Origin of the sequence: Mesorhizobium sp. LNHC252B00, from assembly GCF_000502955.1 — a bacterium.
GTDB lineage: Bacteria > Pseudomonadota > Alphaproteobacteria > Rhizobiales > Rhizobiaceae > Mesorhizobium.
In genome coordinates this window covers 416,089-432,958 of sequence record NZ_AYWO01000003.1, presented here as the reverse complement: position 1 = coordinate 432,958, position 16,870 = coordinate 416,089, and the positions used below count along the sequence as shown (strand labels likewise).

At 60.1% G+C, this 16,870-nt stretch carries 25 protein-coding genes and 1 pseudogene; 16 read left to right on the top strand and 10 right to left on the bottom strand.

Going from position 1 to position 16,870, the window contains the following annotated elements; genetic code table 11:
• Positions 1–16 precede the first annotated feature (16 nt).
• The 4 genes from X744_RS163250 (at position 17) to X744_RS163265 (ending at position 3,715) form a co-directional block, all read left to right on the top strand.
• Positions 17–1,084, top strand: coding sequence for a type III polyketide synthase (locus tag X744_RS163250; RefSeq protein ID WP_023757871.1), 1,068 nt, complete (start codon positions 17–19; stop codon positions 1,082–1,084).
• Complete coding sequence (locus X744_RS163255) at positions 1,081–1,791, top strand: methyltransferase domain-containing protein (RefSeq protein ID WP_023757870.1); 711 nt, start codon at positions 1,081–1,083, stop codon at positions 1,789–1,791. The genes X744_RS163250 and X744_RS163255 overlap by 4 nt, the downstream gene beginning before the upstream one ends.
• Before the next feature lie 2 nt (positions 1,792–1,793).
• Positions 1,794–3,044, top strand: coding sequence for an NAD(P)/FAD-dependent oxidoreductase (locus tag X744_RS163260; protein ID WP_031259700.1), 1,251 nt, complete (start codon positions 1,794–1,796; stop codon positions 3,042–3,044).
• Between the two features lie 206 nt (positions 3,045–3,250).
• A complete protein-coding gene (locus tag X744_RS163265) occupies positions 3,251–3,715 on the top strand; it encodes a DUF2231 domain-containing protein (RefSeq protein ID WP_023757868.1) in 465 nt (154 codons plus the stop codon).
• A gap of 117 nt (positions 3,716–3,832) precedes the next feature.
• On the opposite strand, the gene X744_RS1000000171600 is transcribed toward X744_RS163265, so the two are convergent.
• Positions 3,833–3,997 (bottom strand): hypothetical protein, encoded by a 165-nt coding sequence (locus X744_RS1000000171600; RefSeq protein WP_023757867.1) that lies wholly within the window; start codon positions 3,995–3,997, stop codon positions 3,833–3,835.
• Between the two features lie 229 nt (positions 3,998–4,226).
• On the bottom strand, positions 4,227–4,361 hold the full coding sequence (locus tag X744_RS1000000175930; protein WP_280948937.1) for a hypothetical protein: 135 nt from the start codon (positions 4,359–4,361) through the stop codon (positions 4,227–4,229).
• Positions 4,362–4,539: 178 nt separating this feature from the next.
• Here X744_RS1000000175930 and X744_RS1000000175925 point away from each other — a divergent pair, with 178 nt between their 5' ends.
• On the top strand, positions 4,540–5,013 hold the full coding sequence (locus X744_RS1000000175925; RefSeq protein ID WP_198032180.1) for an isocitrate lyase/PEP mutase family protein: 474 nt from the start codon (positions 4,540–4,542) through the stop codon (positions 5,011–5,013).
• Positions 4,905–5,426: an isocitrate lyase/phosphoenolpyruvate mutase family protein gene (locus X744_RS1000000175920; RefSeq protein ID WP_084025183.1), complete on the top strand. Its 522-nt coding sequence runs from the start codon at positions 4,905–4,907 to the stop codon at positions 5,424–5,426. The genes X744_RS1000000175925 and X744_RS1000000175920 overlap by 109 nt, the downstream gene beginning before the upstream one ends.
• Positions 5,427–5,451: 25 nt before the next feature.
• Here X744_RS1000000175920 and X744_RS163270 read toward each other — a convergent pair whose 3' ends face one another.
• Together X744_RS163270 and X744_RS163275 are read right to left on the bottom strand one after the other, a co-directional pair.
• Entirely contained in the window at positions 5,452–5,673 is a 222-nt protein-coding gene (locus tag X744_RS163270; protein WP_023757865.1) for a KTSC domain-containing protein, read from the bottom strand.
• A gap of 71 nt (positions 5,674–5,744) precedes the next feature.
• Positions 5,745–6,131, bottom strand: a complete 387-nt coding sequence (locus tag X744_RS163275) for a GFA family protein (RefSeq protein WP_245266463.1) — start codon at positions 6,129–6,131, stop codon at positions 5,745–5,747.
• Positions 6,132–6,555: 424 nt separating this feature from the next.
• Between X744_RS163275 and X744_RS163280 the strand changes: the two genes are divergently transcribed.
• Positions 6,556–7,164: an alpha-ketoglutarate-dependent dioxygenase AlkB gene (locus X744_RS163280; RefSeq protein WP_023757863.1), complete on the top strand. Its 609-nt coding sequence runs from the start codon at positions 6,556–6,558 to the stop codon at positions 7,162–7,164.
• A 54-nt stretch (positions 7,165–7,218) separates the two neighbouring features.
• On the opposite strand, the gene X744_RS1000000173450 is transcribed toward X744_RS163280, so the two are convergent.
• Positions 7,219–7,395, bottom strand: coding sequence for a hypothetical protein (locus X744_RS1000000173450; protein ID WP_023757862.1), 177 nt, complete (start codon positions 7,393–7,395; stop codon positions 7,219–7,221).
• Positions 7,396–7,760: 365 nt separating this feature from the next.
• Positions 7,761–7,994, bottom strand: coding sequence for a hypothetical protein (locus tag X744_RS163285; protein WP_023757860.1), 234 nt, complete (start codon positions 7,992–7,994; stop codon positions 7,761–7,763).
• A 135-nt stretch (positions 7,995–8,129) separates the two neighbouring features.
• Between X744_RS163285 and X744_RS163290 the strand changes: the two genes are divergently transcribed.
• The 3 genes from X744_RS163290 to X744_RS163295 all read left to right on the top strand — a co-directional run bounded on the left by X744_RS163290 (position 8,130) and on the right by X744_RS163295 (position 10,450).
• Positions 8,130–8,747 (top strand): NAD(P)H-dependent oxidoreductase, encoded by a 618-nt coding sequence (locus X744_RS163290; RefSeq protein WP_023757859.1) that lies wholly within the window; start codon positions 8,130–8,132, stop codon positions 8,745–8,747.
• Between the two features lie 163 nt (positions 8,748–8,910).
• A complete protein-coding gene (locus tag X744_RS1000000171585) occupies positions 8,911–9,075 on the top strand; it encodes a DUF3309 family protein (RefSeq protein ID WP_023757858.1) in 165 nt (54 codons plus the stop codon).
• A gap of 88 nt (positions 9,076–9,163) precedes the next feature.
• The gene (locus tag X744_RS163295) at positions 9,164–10,450 is read left to right on the top strand and encodes an Nramp family divalent metal transporter (protein ID WP_023757857.1); all 1,287 of its coding nucleotides are present in this window, start codon (positions 9,164–9,166) and stop codon (positions 10,448–10,450) included.
• A gap of 35 nt (positions 10,451–10,485) precedes the next feature.
• Here the strand turns inward: X744_RS163295 and X744_RS163300 are convergent, their stop codons facing one another.
• Together X744_RS163300 and X744_RS163305 are read right to left on the bottom strand one after the other, a co-directional pair.
• The gene (locus X744_RS163300; protein ID WP_032907014.1) at positions 10,486–11,199 is read right to left on the bottom strand and encodes an MgtC/SapB family protein; all 714 of its coding nucleotides are present in this window, start codon (positions 11,197–11,199) and stop codon (positions 10,486–10,488) included.
• Positions 11,200–11,325: 126 nt separating this feature from the next.
• On the bottom strand, positions 11,326–11,586 hold the full coding sequence (locus X744_RS163305) for a hypothetical protein (protein WP_023757855.1): 261 nt from the start codon (positions 11,584–11,586) through the stop codon (positions 11,326–11,328).
• Between the two features lie 343 nt (positions 11,587–11,929).
• On the opposite strand from X744_RS163305, the gene X744_RS01000000169320 reads away from it, so the two are divergent.
• From X744_RS01000000169320 to X744_RS163320, 4 genes are all read left to right on the top strand, one after another.
• Entirely contained in the window at positions 11,930–12,082 is a 153-nt protein-coding gene (locus tag X744_RS01000000169320) for a DUF2934 domain-containing protein (protein ID WP_245266461.1), read from the top strand.
• Positions 12,083–12,158: 76 nt separating this feature from the next.
• On the top strand, positions 12,159–12,344 hold the full coding sequence (locus X744_RS163310; RefSeq protein WP_023757853.1) for a hypothetical protein: 186 nt from the start codon (positions 12,159–12,161) through the stop codon (positions 12,342–12,344).
• Complete coding sequence (locus tag X744_RS163315) at positions 12,341–13,237, top strand: alpha/beta hydrolase (protein WP_023757852.1); 897 nt, start codon at positions 12,341–12,343, stop codon at positions 13,235–13,237. Before X744_RS163310 ends, X744_RS163315 begins: the two co-directional genes overlap by 4 nt.
• Before the next feature lie 124 nt (positions 13,238–13,361).
• On the top strand, positions 13,362–13,772 hold the full coding sequence (locus X744_RS163320; protein WP_023757851.1) for a DUF427 domain-containing protein: 411 nt from the start codon (positions 13,362–13,364) through the stop codon (positions 13,770–13,772).
• A 27-nt stretch (positions 13,773–13,799) separates the two neighbouring features.
• Here X744_RS163320 and X744_RS163325 read toward each other — a convergent pair whose 3' ends face one another.
• Complete coding sequence (locus tag X744_RS163325) at positions 13,800–14,219, bottom strand: HD domain-containing protein (RefSeq protein ID WP_023757850.1); 420 nt, start codon at positions 14,217–14,219, stop codon at positions 13,800–13,802.
• A 219-nt stretch (positions 14,220–14,438) separates the two neighbouring features.
• Here X744_RS163325 and X744_RS163330 point away from each other — a divergent pair, with 219 nt between their 5' ends.
• Both X744_RS163330 and X744_RS01000000169315 read left to right on the top strand, forming a co-directional pair.
• Positions 14,439–15,047, top strand: a complete 609-nt coding sequence (locus tag X744_RS163330) for an isochorismatase family cysteine hydrolase (protein ID WP_023757849.1) — start codon at positions 14,439–14,441, stop codon at positions 15,045–15,047.
• Positions 15,048–15,142: 95 nt separating this feature from the next.
• Positions 15,143–16,401: pseudogene (locus tag X744_RS01000000169315) on the top strand (DUF763 domain-containing protein).
• Positions 16,402–16,423: 22 nt separating this feature from the next.
• On the opposite strand, the gene X744_RS163335 reads toward X744_RS01000000169315, so the two are convergent.
• Positions 16,424–16,867 carry a PPC domain-containing DNA-binding protein gene (locus tag X744_RS163335; RefSeq protein WP_023757848.1) on the bottom strand — a complete coding sequence of 148 codons (444 nt, stop codon included), beginning with the start codon at positions 16,865–16,867 and terminating at the stop codon, positions 16,424–16,426.
• Positions 16,868–16,870 lie beyond the last annotated feature (3 nt).

The window sequence follows — 16,870 nt, the reverse complement described above, 5'->3', positions numbered from 1 at the left end:
GCCCTGGGAGACGGAAATGCCCGCTAACGCCTATATCAACCGGATTGCGACAGCGGTTCCCGAATATGAGGTTCATAGGTTCTATCTCCGGTTCGCGGCCTCCATGATCGCCGTCCGTCACCGGAGAATTTTCGAACGGATGGCCGGCCTTGCCGGCATAGAGAGCCGCTATTCCTGCTTTGCACCTGCTCTCGACCCGGAAGGGCCATCCGCCGACCTTGGCGGAACATTCATTCGCGGCGCGTTCCCGGGAACTGCTGTGAGAATGGCGATGTTTGGCGAAGCCGCTCCTGTGCTGGCGCAAAAAGCCGTCGACGGGCTGCACCTTGGCGACGACGCGTCGCGTATCACCCATCTCATCGTCACCACCTGCACCGGATTCTCCGCGCCCGGCATCGACTTGGATCTGGTCAAACGCTGCGGCCTCCCGGATGGCATCGAACGCACGATAATCGGGTTCATGGGCTGTTACGCGGCGATCAACGGCCTCAAGCTTGCCCGCCACATCGTCAGGTCAGATCCGCGGGCCAGGATCCTGCTGGTCAATATCGAGCTCTGTACTTTGCATCTCAGGGAAAGCCCCGAACTGGAAAAGCTGCTGTCCTTCTGCCTCTGGGGCGATGGCTGCGCGGCAACTCTTGTCACCGCCGAACCGCCCGGCCTTGCACTCGACAGCTTTCATTGCATGGTAGCGGATGAGCGGCGCGACCTGATGAGATGGGATATTCGCGACCATGGCTTCGACATGGTTCTTTCCGGCCAGGTGCCGACGGCGATCCAAGAGGTATTGCGGAGCAACCATGATGCCTTTCTCGGCGACCGGCCACCGGAGGCGATCGACCTCTGGGCCGTGCACCCGGGCGGACGTTCGGTTCTCGATGCTGTCGAGAGAGCGCTGAAACTCGAGCCCGCCGCGCTGACGCCATCGCGCGAGGTGCTGCGCCGATATGGCAACATGTCGTCGGCGACGGTCATGTTCGTGATGGAAGAAATGCTGAAGGCCCCATCCGGACTGCTCGGTTGCGGTATGTCGTTCGGACCCGGACTGACGGCCGAAACCATGCTTTTTCGAACCGTGTCATGAACGCGCTCAGTCACCGCAGCCTCGTCCCGGAAATCCTCGACGGACTTGCGGCCGGCGATCCGCGGGCGCTCGCCTCGCGCCGCGACCTCCGGTGGATCAATGCGCTGATGTTTCAGGCCCCGATCATGGCGTCTTTGCTAAGGAAATTCGTGCCACGACCACCGCGCCGCATATTGGAGCTCGGCGCCGGCGACGGCACCTTCATGCTCAAGCTCGCGCAGCGAATGGCACGGCACTGGCCCGAGGTAGAGCTGACGCTGCTCGACCGCGTCAGTCTCGCCGGTGCCGGAATCCTCACCGAATTCAACAGGCTGGGATGGAGCACTGAAGTCGTCACCGCCGACGTCTTCGACTGGGCCGAAGGGAACGGGGGCGAATGGTTCGACGCGATCACCGTCAATCTCTTCCTGCATCATTTCGATGACGCCGAGCTCGTGCGTCTGTTTTCACTGCTGGCGTGGAAAGCCCCGCTGCTCCTGGCGACGGAACCGCTGAGGGCAAGGTTCCCTCTGGCCGCGACCCGTCTTCTCCCGGCGATCGGCGCCAACGACGTCACGCGACATGACGCGGCTCAGAGCGTGCGCGCTGGCTTTCGTGCTAACGAGCTTTCCGACCTCTGGCTTGCGGCCGGCGGCAGGCCACTCGAGGAGCGGCGTGCCGGTCCGTTCTCGCACGTCTTCGTCGGCGCCAGTGCGCGATCGAGATGATCATGAGACGACCATCCACCCACGATGCGATTGTCATCGGGGCCGGCCCGGCAGGCACTTCGCTGGCTTTGCTGCTGGCCCGGCGCGGGTGGTCCGTGGCGATCGTGGAAAAGAAAATGTTCCCGCGCCGCAAGGTGTGTGGCGAATACATCTCCGCAAGCAATCTGGCGCTTCTCGACCGACTGGAGGTCGGCGATGCCTGGCGCGCCAATGCCGGCCCCGAAATCCGACGCGTCGGCTTCTTTTCCGGCGCGACTTGCATCGAGGCGCCGATGCCGGGTGCAAAATATGGGCCTCCTGTAGAAGGCACCTTCGGCCGGGCGCTGGGCCGCGACATGCTGGACCATTTGCTGCTGCAGGCGGCGCGATCGGCAGGCGCGGAAATCTTCCAGCCTTGCCGCGCTGTCGCCATTGATCAGGATGGCGACATGCAAGCGGTGCGAATTCAGGCAAAAGACGAGAATTCCGGGGACGGAACGACAATCTTGCGGGCTCCGGTGGTCGTCGCCGCGCATGGTTCCTGGGAACCTGGACCGCTGCCAAGCCAGCTCGAAAAGGCCAGCCACCCGTCGGACCTGCTCGGCTTCAAGGCGCACTTCGCCGGGGCATCGCTCGCGTCTGATCTGATGCCTCTGCTGATATTTCCCGGCGGCTATGGCGGCATGGTCCTGGCGGATCATGGCCGCATGTCGATCTCTTGCTGCATAAGGCGTGACATGCTCGCGCGGCTGCGCATGAACCATGTCTCCGAACCTGATAGGCCCCGGCAGGACGGCCATCCGTCGGCGGCTGAGGCGGTCTTTCGCCATCTCATGGCTTCTTGCCGAGATGTGAGCGATGCTCTTGACCGGGCGTGCCTCGACGGTCCGTGGCTTGCAGCCGGCCCGATCCGGCCTGGCATCCGCGCCTGCTATGAAAAGGATATCTTTCGCGTCGGCAATGCCGCAGGCGAGTCTCATCCGATCATCGCCGAAGGCATCTCGATGGCACTCCAGTCCAGCTGGCTGCTGGCCGCCGAACTCGCCGGCGCGTCAAGCGGCCGGGCGGGCCGCGAAGCTGCCGGCAGACGCTACAAAGCGGCCTGGAAGAGACTGTTTTCGACTCGGGTCTACGCAGCTGCAGCCATTGCCCGAACGGCCCTCTGTCCCGGCGGCGCAGCATTGATGGGTGCGGCCGTCCGTAGTTTCCCGCAAGCGCTTACACTGGGCGCCCACATGAGCGGCAAGACCAGGGCGATCCCCGGTCTTGGATGATCCGCGCTGCGGCGCTTCGCTTGCGGTCGTGGCATTGAGCGAGCCGGGTTATGGAACATTCCGTAGCAGCCAGCGTTCTGCCTGTGGTTTCGGGTTAGGCCCCTAGCCCGCATAGACGGGCATCTTGGTCCTCTATGCGCGCCATCTTGGACATGCACTGCCGCCGGCGTGGACGCGTCGGCGCGACGTCTGTTGGAGGCATCATAATGACCCACAACCCGCACAGCACAGCCAGTGTCTCCGGCCATCCAATCCATCCCATGTTGATTCCTTTCCCGATCGCTTTTTTTGTTGCCACCTTGGTTTGCGACCTGATCTTCTGGCGAACCGCTAACCCGGGCTGGGTCACCGGTACGCTTTGGCTCCTTGGAGCGGGCCTGATAATGGCCGCCCTGGCAGCCCTTGCCGGCCTCACGGATGTCTTGGGCGATGTTCAAATTCGCAATCTTACAACGGCATGGCTTCATGCAGGCGGAAATGTACTTGTCGTCCTGATCGAACTTTACAACTGGTATTCACGATACGAGCATGGGGCGGCGGCTGTGGTGCCAACCGGCCTGATCCTCTCGCTGATAGTGGTTCTCATCCTGTTGTTTACAGGCTGGAAGGGATGGGAGATGGTCTATCGGCATCGCGTGGGCGTCGCTGACGGGTCGAACGAGTTGCGCTGAACCGGCGCGTAGCCAAGTGCCTGTTCGAACTCTCGAAGGCGCAGTTGGGAAATGTCCGCAGGCAGATGGAGGCGTTAGGACTGGACGGTGGGAGTGCGTTACTTCCTTCTGAGGCGGCTATCCTTCCGCCTTGAAGTTCTTGGCTTCCTTTTCAACCTTCGAACTGTCCTTGCCATGCTTTTGCATGAGGTCCTTGGCCTGTTTCGGCGAAACGTCGGTCGTCTCCGCCAGGCGCAATGCCTTCTTGTCCTTGCTTTCGGTCTTCGGTTTCTTGGTAGGCATAGATTCTTGAACTCCCATTGCTGATCGCGACTGCGTCAGATGCCAGGGCTGCACTCGCGATTCCCGCCCAATCGGCTTTGCCAGCATTCCGTTGGCCTCGATACGGGCACAACGGCGGGACGACGGGGAGGTTCCCCCGAGACTTCTCACAAGTCGGTTGCGGATTTGATTTCCACCGACCATTCACGCCGCCAACGGCGCTCGCAATGTCTCGAAGGTCAGTCGAACGTCAGCGAAGGTGCTCAGCGATTTCGCTGGAGACCGCCAATTCTACGTTAGCGTTGATGGTGATCTCAAACAGACGCAAACCGCCAACCGCAACGGCGCCGGTAAGCGCATCCGGCAAGGCTGCAATGTCGTTCACTGACGTGAAGCGCCGCCCTTTGCCGCCTACCGCATGCACGAGCCCAATGAAATCGGGCCTTGAGAACTGCCAACTCCGGCTGAAGTCCTTTGTTCGCCAAAGCTCCTGGAACCTCGATCTATCGATCGCGTTTCCGACCGGAGGTTCGAAAATGGTCCGGCGTCCGTCCTGGAAATCGATGATTGATCATAACGCGCCGCTGGTGTTGCCGTCGGCCGGTGACGCGCTGACGGCCCGGTTGATCGAGCGCGCCGGGTTCCCGGCCTATCAGATCGGTGGCTTCGCTATGGTCGCGGCCATGCACGCGGTGCCTGACATCGATCTCGAACAGTTCGGTGAAAAGCACGCCAGGGCGCGTGAAATCGTCGAAGCTTCCGACCTGCCGGTGCTGATCGACGGCGACGACGGCTATGGCGATGTCAAGAATGTGACGCGCACTGTCAGGAGCTACGAGGCGATCGGTGCCTCGGCCCTGTTCATCGAGGACCAGAAGCCACCAAAACGCTGCGGCCACATGCCAGGCAAGGAGGTCGTTGCGTCGGAATTCATGGAGCAAAAGATTCGCGCCGCCGTCGCGGCACGCGACGACCCGGATTTCTTCCTGCTTGCCCGTACCGATGCGCGGCAACCGCACGGGCCGGCGACGCGATAGAGCGCGGCAAGCGCTATCTCGACGCCGGCGCCGACGGTGTTTACGTCGAGGGGCCGACCAGCGTGGAGGAACTGACACAGGTGGGCGAGGCGTTTAGGGACGTTCCACTGGCCACAAGCATCCTGGAGCGCGGCGGCCAGACCCCTTGGCAATCGCCCACCGAGTTGCATGAAATGGGCTACGACATGATCCTTTATCCGACCACGCTTTTGTTCCGCGCAGTCCATGCCGTGCAGCAGGCGCTCGACGATTTGCGGCAAGGCAAGCCGCTGGCGCCGGAAGCAAGCGTCGACCTCGCCAGCTTTGAGGACATCGTTCGCATATCAGAATGGGCCGGCATCGAGAACCGTTTCATGGGTCAACCTCACGACGGCATGATAAAGAAGATCAAGCAAAAGCTGTCCGGACAGTGACCCCCGCAAAGCCCCTTAAAGCACTTCATTTCCCGCCTGCCTCCCGTTTCACAAACCGGTGATGTTTGTGCCGGTCGCGAATGAATTCATTGAAGAAGCGGCCTTTGGATGACGCCTTTCTGAAAGCGGCGTAGGTTGCCGGGGGCACGTCCTCGTAATCATAGCGAATACCACTCGGCACAAACCAGACGGAAAGGATCCTGGTCGCGGGGTCGTAGTTCGTGTCGCGGATCACAGTCGACGGCATGTCGGCACCCGTTGTCACTCGGACAAACCCCCTCAGGATTGTCCGGTTCCACGGCGGGAGATGATACTCTGCTATCTGTCACGCGGATTGCCGAATTCCGCATTGCGCTTTCTCGAATACTGATCGATGCGCGGCAGGTCGTCGTCAACATCGACCCAAGGCAGTCGCAGGTCCCAATAGGCATGTGCCTGGGGCCGGAAACGTTCGGGATTATCGAAGAAGCCGATTGTCAGATAAAGCTCATTCGGCAGGCCATCATCGCTGTACCCTATCGAGGTCCCGCAGTCCGGGCAGAATGTCCTTACGACGCCGCGAGTCCTGGAAAAGGTTTTCGGCGTTCCCTTGAGCAGCCGGAATTGCTCGGGCCGATAGCCAACCCAGACCGTAAGCGGACTTCCAATGGCCCGCCGGCAATCGTCATCATGATCGTAGCATATCCAGAAAGGCTCACCGTGCATGACGGCGACAACCCCTCCGCAGAAGCAGGCGCCGGTCTCAAGTCGCGGCATTGGGAGACCTGGTCGCTGCTGGAGTCCGATGGGAGGGCGGTGGTGATACTGCGAATCCTCGGGCGCCAGCGCTCAGCGCATCGATTGGGAGTTCTGTTGCATTGGGCATGGTCAAGGAAACTCCGATGGACGGTCTTCGAACCGGTGAACCCGAAGGTGGTTCCAAGCACGCCAACTCCAGGTTGGTAGAAACCCAACCGTCTTGCGGCCGCTCTGTTCCATTGGACAACACAGGTGACGGCGCTCGGAGTGCGCGCGCCGACGCCGCGGGAACCGCGAGGATCGGCCCGTAGTCCAAACCGCTGACTACTCGGATGAACAGTGTTGGAAACCTGGAGGTTGCGGGATGGATTCGTTTCACCATCTAAGGACCATGTCGTCGCTGAAAACCAGGACTGCCGCTTCCGCGCGCCAAACCGATCTCTTCGGTGCTGCCGACGATCTGCCGCAGGGATTTTTCTATCAGCCCGACTTGATCACGCCGGAAGAAGAAACCGAACTCGCCCGGCAACTGCAAATCCTGCCATTCCAGGCATTTGATTTTCATGGCCATCTGGCAAACCGGCGTGTCATCGGTTTCGGCTTGCGCTACGATTACGACCGGCGTGAAGTCTTGGAGGCGCCCGCGATACCTGATTTTCTACTGCCTCTGCGCAAGAAGGTCGCGGCCTTTGCAGGCCGACCTGCCGAATCTTTCGAGCAGGTGTTGATCAACGAGTACCAGCATGGCGCTGGCATCGGTTGGCATCGCGACAAGCCACATTTCGAAGATGTGGCCGGCGTTTCGCTGCTGGCGCCGTGCAGTTTCCGCCTCCGGCGAAAGAATGGCACCAGATGGGATCGACGGACCATCGTCGTCGAGCCAAGGTCGGCCTATCTAATGACCGGTCCATCGCGCTCGGAATGGGAGCACAGCATCCCACCGCTTGCGGAGCACCGTTATTCAATCACCTTGCGGACATTGCGCCCTCGAAATCCCTGATGCCTCGCGCACTGGCTTTTCAGAATCGCGGGGCCTTGCGACGCGGTCGGATCATCACGACTCCTTGAACGCGAGCCGCTCCTGGGAACATCCCAACCGAAGGTTTGTTTGAAGCAGAAGTCCAGCTGTCAGCAAGGTGAAGAATCCGATGGCCAGTTCACAGTCAATGATGGTGGTCGCCAGGCGCCCGATCCACCAGACGCCGATGGCAGTTGCTAACGCCTGTTTCATCGGACGCTGACCTATCCAGCCAACCAGGCAACGCGGAATTGGACCATCTTGCCCGAAAACTGGGAGCTGCTCCTGCGCCAGTGGGAATATTCGCATGCAATCGCCGCCGGGCTCAATGCCTTGGCGTTGCTGATGCTTTTCATGTCGGCGCTTCGCACCGTACCGCGCTAAAGCACCAAGTCATTCTGGTCTTGTGTTCCCTTACGAAAAGCCCCACCGGCGCTGGGCCGGTGGGGCATAGTCCGAAAAGCCGACGCGATGGCTTTCCCGTCGCTGGAGTAAGGCGACTGCGACCTCAACACTCAAGGAAAGCCTAAGTTCCATTGTTTGCTAATATATCATCGCGTGAAGCCCGATTGCTTCATCTAGCTCGGTGCAAAATCCGTCGGCGCTTTCACGAATGGCTCGGGCGCCTCGATAGGCAGAAACTCACCGCAATTGGCGATCAACTGGCCATGCAGGTTCTTCGCGCCTGACAGCGTCAAACCCTCGAGATAGTCGTCGATCGACCCGAAGTCCGCGTCACCCCGGATGGCGAAAAAAGAGGAATTCGCGCGACGGGAAAAGACATGGCTCCGCAGCCGGCCAACGGTCTGCATGCCGTGTCCGTCCGCGGAACAAGGATTTACCCTTGGCGTTAAATGCCAAGCGATCCCGCAACGAGTTGCATAAACGCGCCGCCGCGTGGCAGTCGCGGCGATTGCAGCTGGCTGGGACAATGCAGGAGATCTCACATGCCACTTACAGCCTTCGCCCTCAATTGCTCGCTTAAAGCTTCGAATGACAGAGAGAAATCCTCGACGGACCGGCTGCTTGCCGATGTTCTGGCGGCGCTGGTGCCATACGGCGTCAAAGGCGAAATCGTCCGTTCTGTCGACCAGGATATCAAGCCAGGTGTGCTTTCCGATCTGGGCAAGGGCGATGATTGGCCGGAACTCAGGAAGAAAATTATGGCGGCCGACATCTTCGTGCTCGGCCTGCCAATCTGGCTCGGCCAGCCCTCGAGCATCGCCAAGCGCGTTCTGGAGCGAATGGATGCGTTTTTGGAGGAGACCGATGACAAAGGGCGCATGCCGGCAGCAGGAAAGGTAGCTTTGGTGGCCATCGTCGGCAACGAGGATGGGGCGCACCACTGCCACGCGGAATGTTTTCAAGCATTGAACGACGTCGGCTTCACCATTCCCGCCAACAGCGGGGTCTATTGGGTCGGCGAAGCCATGGAAGATGTCAACTATGTCGACTTGCCGGAAACACCGGAAAAGGTCTCTGGCACTATCGAAATGGCTGCTTCCAACGCCGCCCACCTTGCTGGATTGTTGAAAGGCCAAGGCTATCCAGGCGTCGCGGGATGACCTTGGTCAAGGCATGTTGAAACTGCCGATGACCGACATGTCAGAGCCAGTGGACCCCCGCCCGGGAACTGGAAGGCTTGTGGCGAGTTCATATCCTCAGCAGGCGGCCGCCGGTGGCTTCGGACGGCGGGAAGCTGCAAAAAGGAGAGGGAGAGGAAACGTCATGAGTCTCGGCACCATCCTCATCATCATTCTAATTCTTGCATTGCTTGGCGGCTTTAGTGGACTTGGCGGCGGGCCATTCTATGGCACCGGCTATTATGGTGGCGGCGGCCTCGGTCTGGTGCTGCTTATTGTTATTATTCTGGTCGTGCTCGGGCGCATTTAGCGTCACCTGACCCGAATGTTCGGCTCGTCGCTTTTGAGCGGGCGGCGGGCTTTGTAATGCCTGACGTAAAACGACAGCGAAGGAGAGAGTGCTGAACGCCAATGCTTCCGGTGGAGTGAGGGCGCCAAAATCGCGGCTTCTCACCGTCTTCGGGCCGGGCTTGATAACCGGAGCCTCCGACGATGATCCGAGCGGCATTGCCACCTATTCACAGGCCGGCGGGCAACTTGGCTACGGACTGGCGTGGACGATGTTGTTCAGTTATCCGCTGATGTCCGTCGTTCAGGAAATCAGTGCGCGCATTGGCCGGACCACCGGCCGGGGCATTGCCGGCAACATGCGGGTCTACTATCCAGACTGGCTTCTGCAGGCGATTGTTTGTCTTCTTCTCATCGCCAACACCATCAACATCGGCGCCGACCTTGGTGCCATGGCCGATGCGTTGCGGCTTATCGTTGGCGGTCCGCAACTCCTCTACGTCGCGCTTTTTGCGGGCATATCCGTGGTTCTTGAGATATTTCTAAAGTACAGCAGCTACGTTTCGATCCTGAAATGGCTGACCGTTTCGCTTTTTGCCTATTTCGGTACGATCCTGTTCGTGCACGTGCCATGGGGAGAAGTCGCGCGCGGACTATTCGTCCCGACATTGTCGCCAGACCCGCAATTCTGGACCACGGTCGTGGCCATTTTCGGCACTACCATCAGCCCTTATCTGTTCTTCTGGCAAGCCTCGCAGGAGGTTGAAGAAGAAAAAGCCAGTCGACGCAAGCCTCTGAAAAAGGCACCGCGGCGGTTAACCCACGCCATCAAGCGCATCCGGCTGGATACTTATGTTGGAATGGCATTCTCGAATCTGGTGGCCCTTGCCATCATAATCACCGCAGGCGCCACACTGCATGTCAGGGGCATCACCGACATAACATCCTCGAGCCAGGCAGCGGAAGCGCTGAAGCCCGTCGCCGGCCAGTTCGCGTCGATGATTTTTGCCCTCGGCATCATCGGAACCGGGCTCCTGGCAATTCCGGTCCTTGCCGGGTCGGCTGGTTATGCGCTTGGCGAGGCGCGCAAATGGCCGATCGGGCTGGAGCGCAAGCCGCTGCAGGCGAAAGCGTTCTACGCGGCGATCGCCCTGGCGACGCTCCTTGGTGCGTGTCTCGACTTTACGCCTGTCAATCCGATCAAAGCCCTCTACTGGAGCGCGGTGGTCAATGGGGTGGTCGCGGTCCCGGTGATGGTGGTGATGATGCTGATGACGGCGCGACGCGATGTGATGGGGAATGCCGTTGTCCCATTGGCCATGCGCCTGGTGGGCTGGGCAGCGACAGGCATCATGGCGCTGGCGGCCGCGGTCATGATTTTCCAATTGTTCTATTAGCAGGCATTCATGTTAGGCAGGACAATCGCAATGTGTCAGTGCGCCGGCTCGCTGACGAGACTGAATTTCTTGACTTCGCAGTGCTGGTCTAAGAGCGAAAGCAAATCTGTCGGCGGGCCGCCACGGTCCGGTCGCGTCCAGGCGATTTCAAATGAGAAGACGGGATCCTGGTGATCCGGGCGCTCCATGCCAACCAAGCGTGCCCGGTAACCCAGCGGCTTGACGAGCTCGCCGAGATCGCTCGTCTTGCCCTCCCTCCAGGCGATATCGAGTTCGGCGTGATGGTCGCGGGGAATGCGCACGTCGATCCATTTCAGCACGAGAAGTGTCAACAAGGTCAGCGCCGTCCCAGCCAACCCCAAACCGTATTGGCCGCCGCCGAACGCCAGCCCGATCGCAGTCATCACCCACAATGTGGCGGCCGTCGTGACCCCGCTGACAAGATTGCCGCGGCGAAGAATGGCGCCGCCGCCGATAAAGCCGACACCGGTCAGCACGCCAAGCGGAAAGCGCAACACGTCCATGGAGGCAAAGGAACCGGGAGTTTTGCCGACGACTCCCAGCAGCAGATTTGCCTGAGACATTGTGAGAGCGGCGGCCAGACCGACCAGAATGGTTGTCCGCAGCCCTGCCGCGTGGCCGCGCGCTTCGCGATCCAATCCTATCAGCGCGCCGGCAAGCACAGTGAAAACCAACCGTGCCGCTATATCTTGCCAATCCGGACTAAGGGGCATCGCAATGACCTGCATTCGAACCCTCGTGGGCACTCAATCCGCGGTCGCACGTTAGGTTCCAGACGCCGTGTTGCCGGCGAGCCGCGCGATCAATTGGCAGATGGGATAACGGCGCCGGGTCAGCCCCAGCGAGCAATGGATTTACGGGCGCGGATGGCGAACCGGAATCTGCACCACATTTTCCGATCCAGGCAGGTCGAACGCCATGGCCAAGCGGCGGACGGAGGCCATTTCCACGATCAGTTCTTCGATCGAGAGGTCCGGCAAACCTGTCTTCACCTTCTGCCTTACCCTGGCTGCAAGTTCATGAACCCTGACGGGGACGAAAAGCGGACTGTCGTCCAGGAGGTGGCTGATTTCGATCACCACGTCGGCGTCGATGTCTTTCGGCAATTCCCGCATGGGCGTCACCTTGATCTCGAAATGACTGTCACGTCTTTCGATCCGCGGCGATCAGGGCACTGCCCATCAGCCGATGGCGGAGGCTAGGGTACAGAGCGCAGATCAACAGCCGGATACATAAAACCGTCAGCGCTGGCATGTCACGAAAAAACGTCGGTACGGCAATAACCAAGTGCTTGTGCACGCAATCCACATGCGTCTTGTTTGAAACGCAGCGCCCGCAGTGGCTCTCTCCCCGGCAGAGAGGAACAAAAAATATCGTCCCGAATTGAGATTGATAGATTGGAGGATCGAATGTCATGGACAACAGGGAAGAGCGCATCAAACGGCGCGCCTATGAAATCTGGGAGCGCGAGGGCCGTGTCCGACTGGGCGCGAGCAGGAGCACTGGGATCAAGCCGTACAGGAGATAGAGGGAGAAGGTCCGGAGACTGAACGCGGCCCCGCAGTGCCTGATCCGACAGTCGGCGCCGGCTCAAAAAGCTCGAAGGACTGAAGGCTGGCCCGAGCGCCCGCCAAGGCAACCAAATTCGCCGAGCCTCGTTTGTCGATAACAGCCAGAGGAGATTTCGATGAAGAAATCCTTGTCGCTTCTGGTGTTTGCTGCTGCTCTAGCGCTTGGCGCCTGTGATAACAGCACCGAACCGACGAAAGCCAACACCGACACTATCGACAAGAACCCGCAGGTTGACCAGGATGCCAGGTCGAAGTCGACGACTGGCGGCGACCAGCCGGTTAAAGCGCCGGAGAGTAAATGAACCCCGTCTTATCTTGCGATACGCCACTGCTGCGCATCGCCTATCTCGGTGGCGGGCCAGAAAATGGTGCGCCCGTTATCCTGTTGCACGGTTGGCCGGACGACGCGACCACTTACGCGCGCATTTCGCCGGTCCTTCATGAGGCTGGCTTTCGGACGTTTTCGCCTTGGCTGCGAGGCTTTGGACGGACATCGTTCCTGTCGAATGAAACCATGCGATCCGGCGAAATTGCCGCAATGGCGCGGGATGTACTCGACTTTGCCGACGCGCTTGGCCTCAGCCGTTTTGCGGTCGTAGGGCACGACTGGGGAGCTCGGATCTCTTACCTCCTGGCCTCGATTTTTCCCGATCGCATCAGGTGCTGTGCTGCGCTGTCGCTTGGCTGGCAACCCGGCAAGCCGGCAACGCCAGCGCCCGAACAGGCGAAAGCATTTTGGTATCAATGGTTCATGGCAACAGGGCGGGGCGCCGAGTTCGTGAGAAAGAACCGCAAGGAATTCGCCAGATTCCTATGGGACAGCTGGAGCCCATTGGGCTGGTTCGACGATGCTATTTTCGATGAAGTGGCTGTATCCTTCGAAAATCCGGATTGGCCCGATGTGACGTTGCATTCCTATCGGGTTCGCTGGGGTGAGGCGGAGCCCGATCCCCGCTACGCGGAACTGGCCCGCCGGCAAACATCGGTCAAGATCATCACTGTGCCGACCTTGACGCTTCATGGTGGCGACGACCGTGTTGTGCTGACCGCATCGTCGGAAGGCCTGGAGGAGCACTTCACTGCGCCCTACAAACGAGTGGTCCTGGATGCAGTCGGGCACTTTCCGACACGTGAGGCCCCACAAGAGGTTTCGCGACTGTTGACGAGCTTTCTCGACAGTTACGGCAGGCGATAAGCCTTTGGCTCGCCGGTCTCGGCTCATCGGACAGGCTGGAACCTGATGCATCGCCGCGCATTTCGTCTCCATGGATGGCGGACCGGAACGCCGTCGCGGTCAATGGCAGCCACGGAGAATTCGGATGCAAACCTCAGGCGCAACTTCAGAGCACCATCATCGCCCACTAACCATAGAACCGTTTGCCGGCACGGTAACAGTGCGATTCTCCGACGCGATAGTCGCAGCCACGGAGCGCGCGAAGGTACTCAGGGAAGAGGGACATGAACCGGTGTTCTATATCCCTTTCGAGGACATCTATTTCGACCTTTTCGAAAAGACAAACACGACAAGCAGCTCACCTTCGAAGGGAACCGCTAGTTATTGGCGTGTCCATGCAGTTGGTGGCGCGGCCGATGATTTCATGTGGGCATACGAGACGCCGGATCCCGCAGCGCGGGCCATTGCACGTCACGGCGCATTCGATCCGAAAAAGGCACGCATCGATATCGACCCGGTGGAGGACGAACGGCACACGCCACATGTCATGGAATAGTATCGTTGAACCTCTGGCAGGCATTTGCTAGCGCTCGGAGAATTCCTCGTCGAGGATGCGCAAGGCTTCTTCGTATTTGGCTGTCGAGGCCCCAATTTGCCGTGACTGCCAGATGTTGTCTTCGAGGTCAGCGCGTTTTACCGGCAGCGCCAGCGGATTCGATGCAGCCCGCCGCACGAACATGAAATAGTCCTCGCCGTCTCTGCGCGACATGGCATCGACCGCAGAAGCAATCGACGGTCCAAAGCCGGTCTCTTCCAGCTTGGCTCGAGACCAGCCTTCGCCTTTTTCCAGGACATCATGCAGATAGGCGACGACTTTCTGATCCATAGTCTCGACAGCGTCGACGACACGTCGGCAATGCTCGATATAGGGCCGACCGGTCTTGTCGCGCTGCGCGGCGTGAACCTCTTCCGCAATCTTGGCCGCTCGATAGAAAATGCTCATCGTCGCTGTCCCGGCCGCTTGTCGAAATGCTGATAAATGGCAGCCATCGGAATTTCTTGTGAGTTCATCTCCAAGTCGGATCCATGAGGCGAAAACGCCGATGGCTGATGTCGGTTCCTGTAGCGATTGGGAACGAGTGCCGGCACGGGACGTTCTGATCCATGCCTCCGACGGCAAGGGAAGCCTCATGAAAGAATCCGACCGGGTACGGATCGCCTGATGTCGATGCCGGGTTTGACCTATGGGCCTCTGGGCGACCGCTGCATGCATGTCTGCGTCGACATGCAGCGGCTGTTTGCCGAGCCGTCACAGTGGGCAACCCCATGGATCACTCGCGTCCTCCCTCGCATTGAGAGCCTGGTCGACAAGAAGGCGCAGCAGACGGTCTTTACGCGCTTCCTGCCTGCCCAAAAGCGGGGGCAGGGGGTCGGCACATGGAAGCGCTACTACGAGCGCTGGGCCTCGATGACGATCGAAAGCATCGGCGACGAAATGATCGAACTGTTGCCGGTGTTGGCCGCTCACTGTCCGCCGGCGGCCGTCATCGACAAGCACATTTACTCGCCCTGGTTCGAAGGTCGGCTCAGGCGTTTTCTGACGGAGCGCGATATCGATACGCTGGTCGTCACTGGCGGCGAAACCGATGTATGCGTCCTCGCCACGGTGCTCGGAGCAATCGATTATGGCTATCGCGTGGTTCTCGTCACGGACGCGCTTTGCAGCTCTTCCGATGCGACGCATGACGCGCTGCTGACCGTTTATCACCAACGATTTGCGCAGCAGGTCGAGACGGTAGAGATGGAGGTGGTTCTCTCGCACTGGACTTGATGTCGCCGGCGTTCAGCCGGACAGAAGCATCGGGTGCTTCTTCGTGCGATCTGGGATACCTATCTGTCGAGGAAACGGCAGGCATAGGAACGGACGTGGCGCAACGATCGGGAAGTGCTGATCTTCCACTTCATGGTGGACGCGTGCCGAAATGGCTTGGCGATCGCATGACGCGCCTGGGCGCCGTGATGTGCGAGGCCATCATCCATCAGTACGGCCGCAACGAGTTGCTGCGCCGGTTGGCGCATCCGTTCTGGTTTCAATCGTTTGGCGCCGTCATGGGCATGGACTGGCACTCGTCCGGCATCACGACCAGCGTCGTCGGCGCCTTGAAGCGCGGTCTGACGCCGCTCTCCGGCGAACTTGGCATTCATGTCTGCGGCGGCCGCGGCACCCATTCGCGCAAAACTCCGCATGAACTCGCAATTATTGGCGAGCGCGTCGGCTTCGACGGAGCAGGTTTGGCAACCGTGAGTCGGCTTGTTGCGAAAGTGGACAGCGCTGCCGTCCAGGACGGTTTCGACCTTTATCTGCACGGGTTCATCGTCACGGATGACGGCGATTGGGTCGTGGTCCAGCAAGGCATGAACGGCGACAGCAAGTTGGCGCGCCGCTATCATTGGCTGTCCGAAGGTTTGAAGAGTTTCGTCGATCAGCCGCACACGGCCATCGAAGGCGCCAACCAAGGCGAGATCGTCAATCTGACCGACCGGCGCGCCGAAGCTTCGCGCCGCGGACAGTTGGATCTGTTGCAGGATCTCGGTCCGGATCGCATCCTCAAGGAGTTCGCCGCATTGGAGCGCGGCACGGCACCGGCACCGCAACAGCTGTTGCTGCCGCATCTGATCATGCCAGCTCATCACGATGTGCGCGAAAGCGATGTCATCATGCGTCGGCTGCATGGAAACATGGCGGCCGCTGCCGAACGCGGCCCCGAGGATTTTTCCGAGCTCCTTTTGGTACCAGGTGTTGGTGCGCGCACGGTGCGCGCACTGGCCCTTGTCGCCGAAGTGGTGCATGGCGCGCCGTGCCGTTTTTCCGATCCTGGCCGGTTCTCTCTGGCGCATGGCGGCAAGGACAGGCATCCATTCCCGGTACCTCTGAAAGTGACGAGACCATCGGTGTGCTGAAGTCCGCCGTGCAAAAGGCGAAACTCGGTCATGAAGACGAAATCGGCGCCTTGAAGCGGTTGGACGACCAGTCGCGGCAGGTCGAGCGATACGTCACCGGCCCCAGCCTGAAGGAAATTGTCAGCGAAGAGTTCGACCGGTCGCATCTGCTCGGCGGTCGCAGCGTCTTTGGCTGGGAAGTTGCGCCAGACAAGATGCCCGCAGATACGAACAGGAAAGCGTGACAAGATCTCGCGAATTTGGGCGTCAGGCGTCCAGATCGATCAAAGCGACGCCGAGTTCAGGATGCTTGCGACGGCGAAGGTGGCCGGGCGCTTCCACAAGAGTAATTTCGAGCGTTGGCCGGACGATGCCGCCAAGCAGATGTCCACCCCGGGTGGTGCCGTCGCTCAATCCGAGCACTGCGTGGACGTGAAGGCTGGGCTTGCCATCGTCGCCGAGCGCTACGTCGCCGATCGCGCTCAGGACCTCGCATTGCTCGTCGATCGGGATTCTGCGATAGGTCCTCGCATTCGGATCAAACCAGCCCACGGTCGCGCTTTCGAAAGCCCCGATGGCGGTCAAGGACGCACTGCCGACTTTCTGGTCAACCGCAAAGGCGGTCAGCGCGGCGAACGCTTCTTCGCCGGGGTCGAGCACCACGACGAATGTCCTTTGTCCGCTGATCTCGTTGACGCGCTGCGATTTCATGCA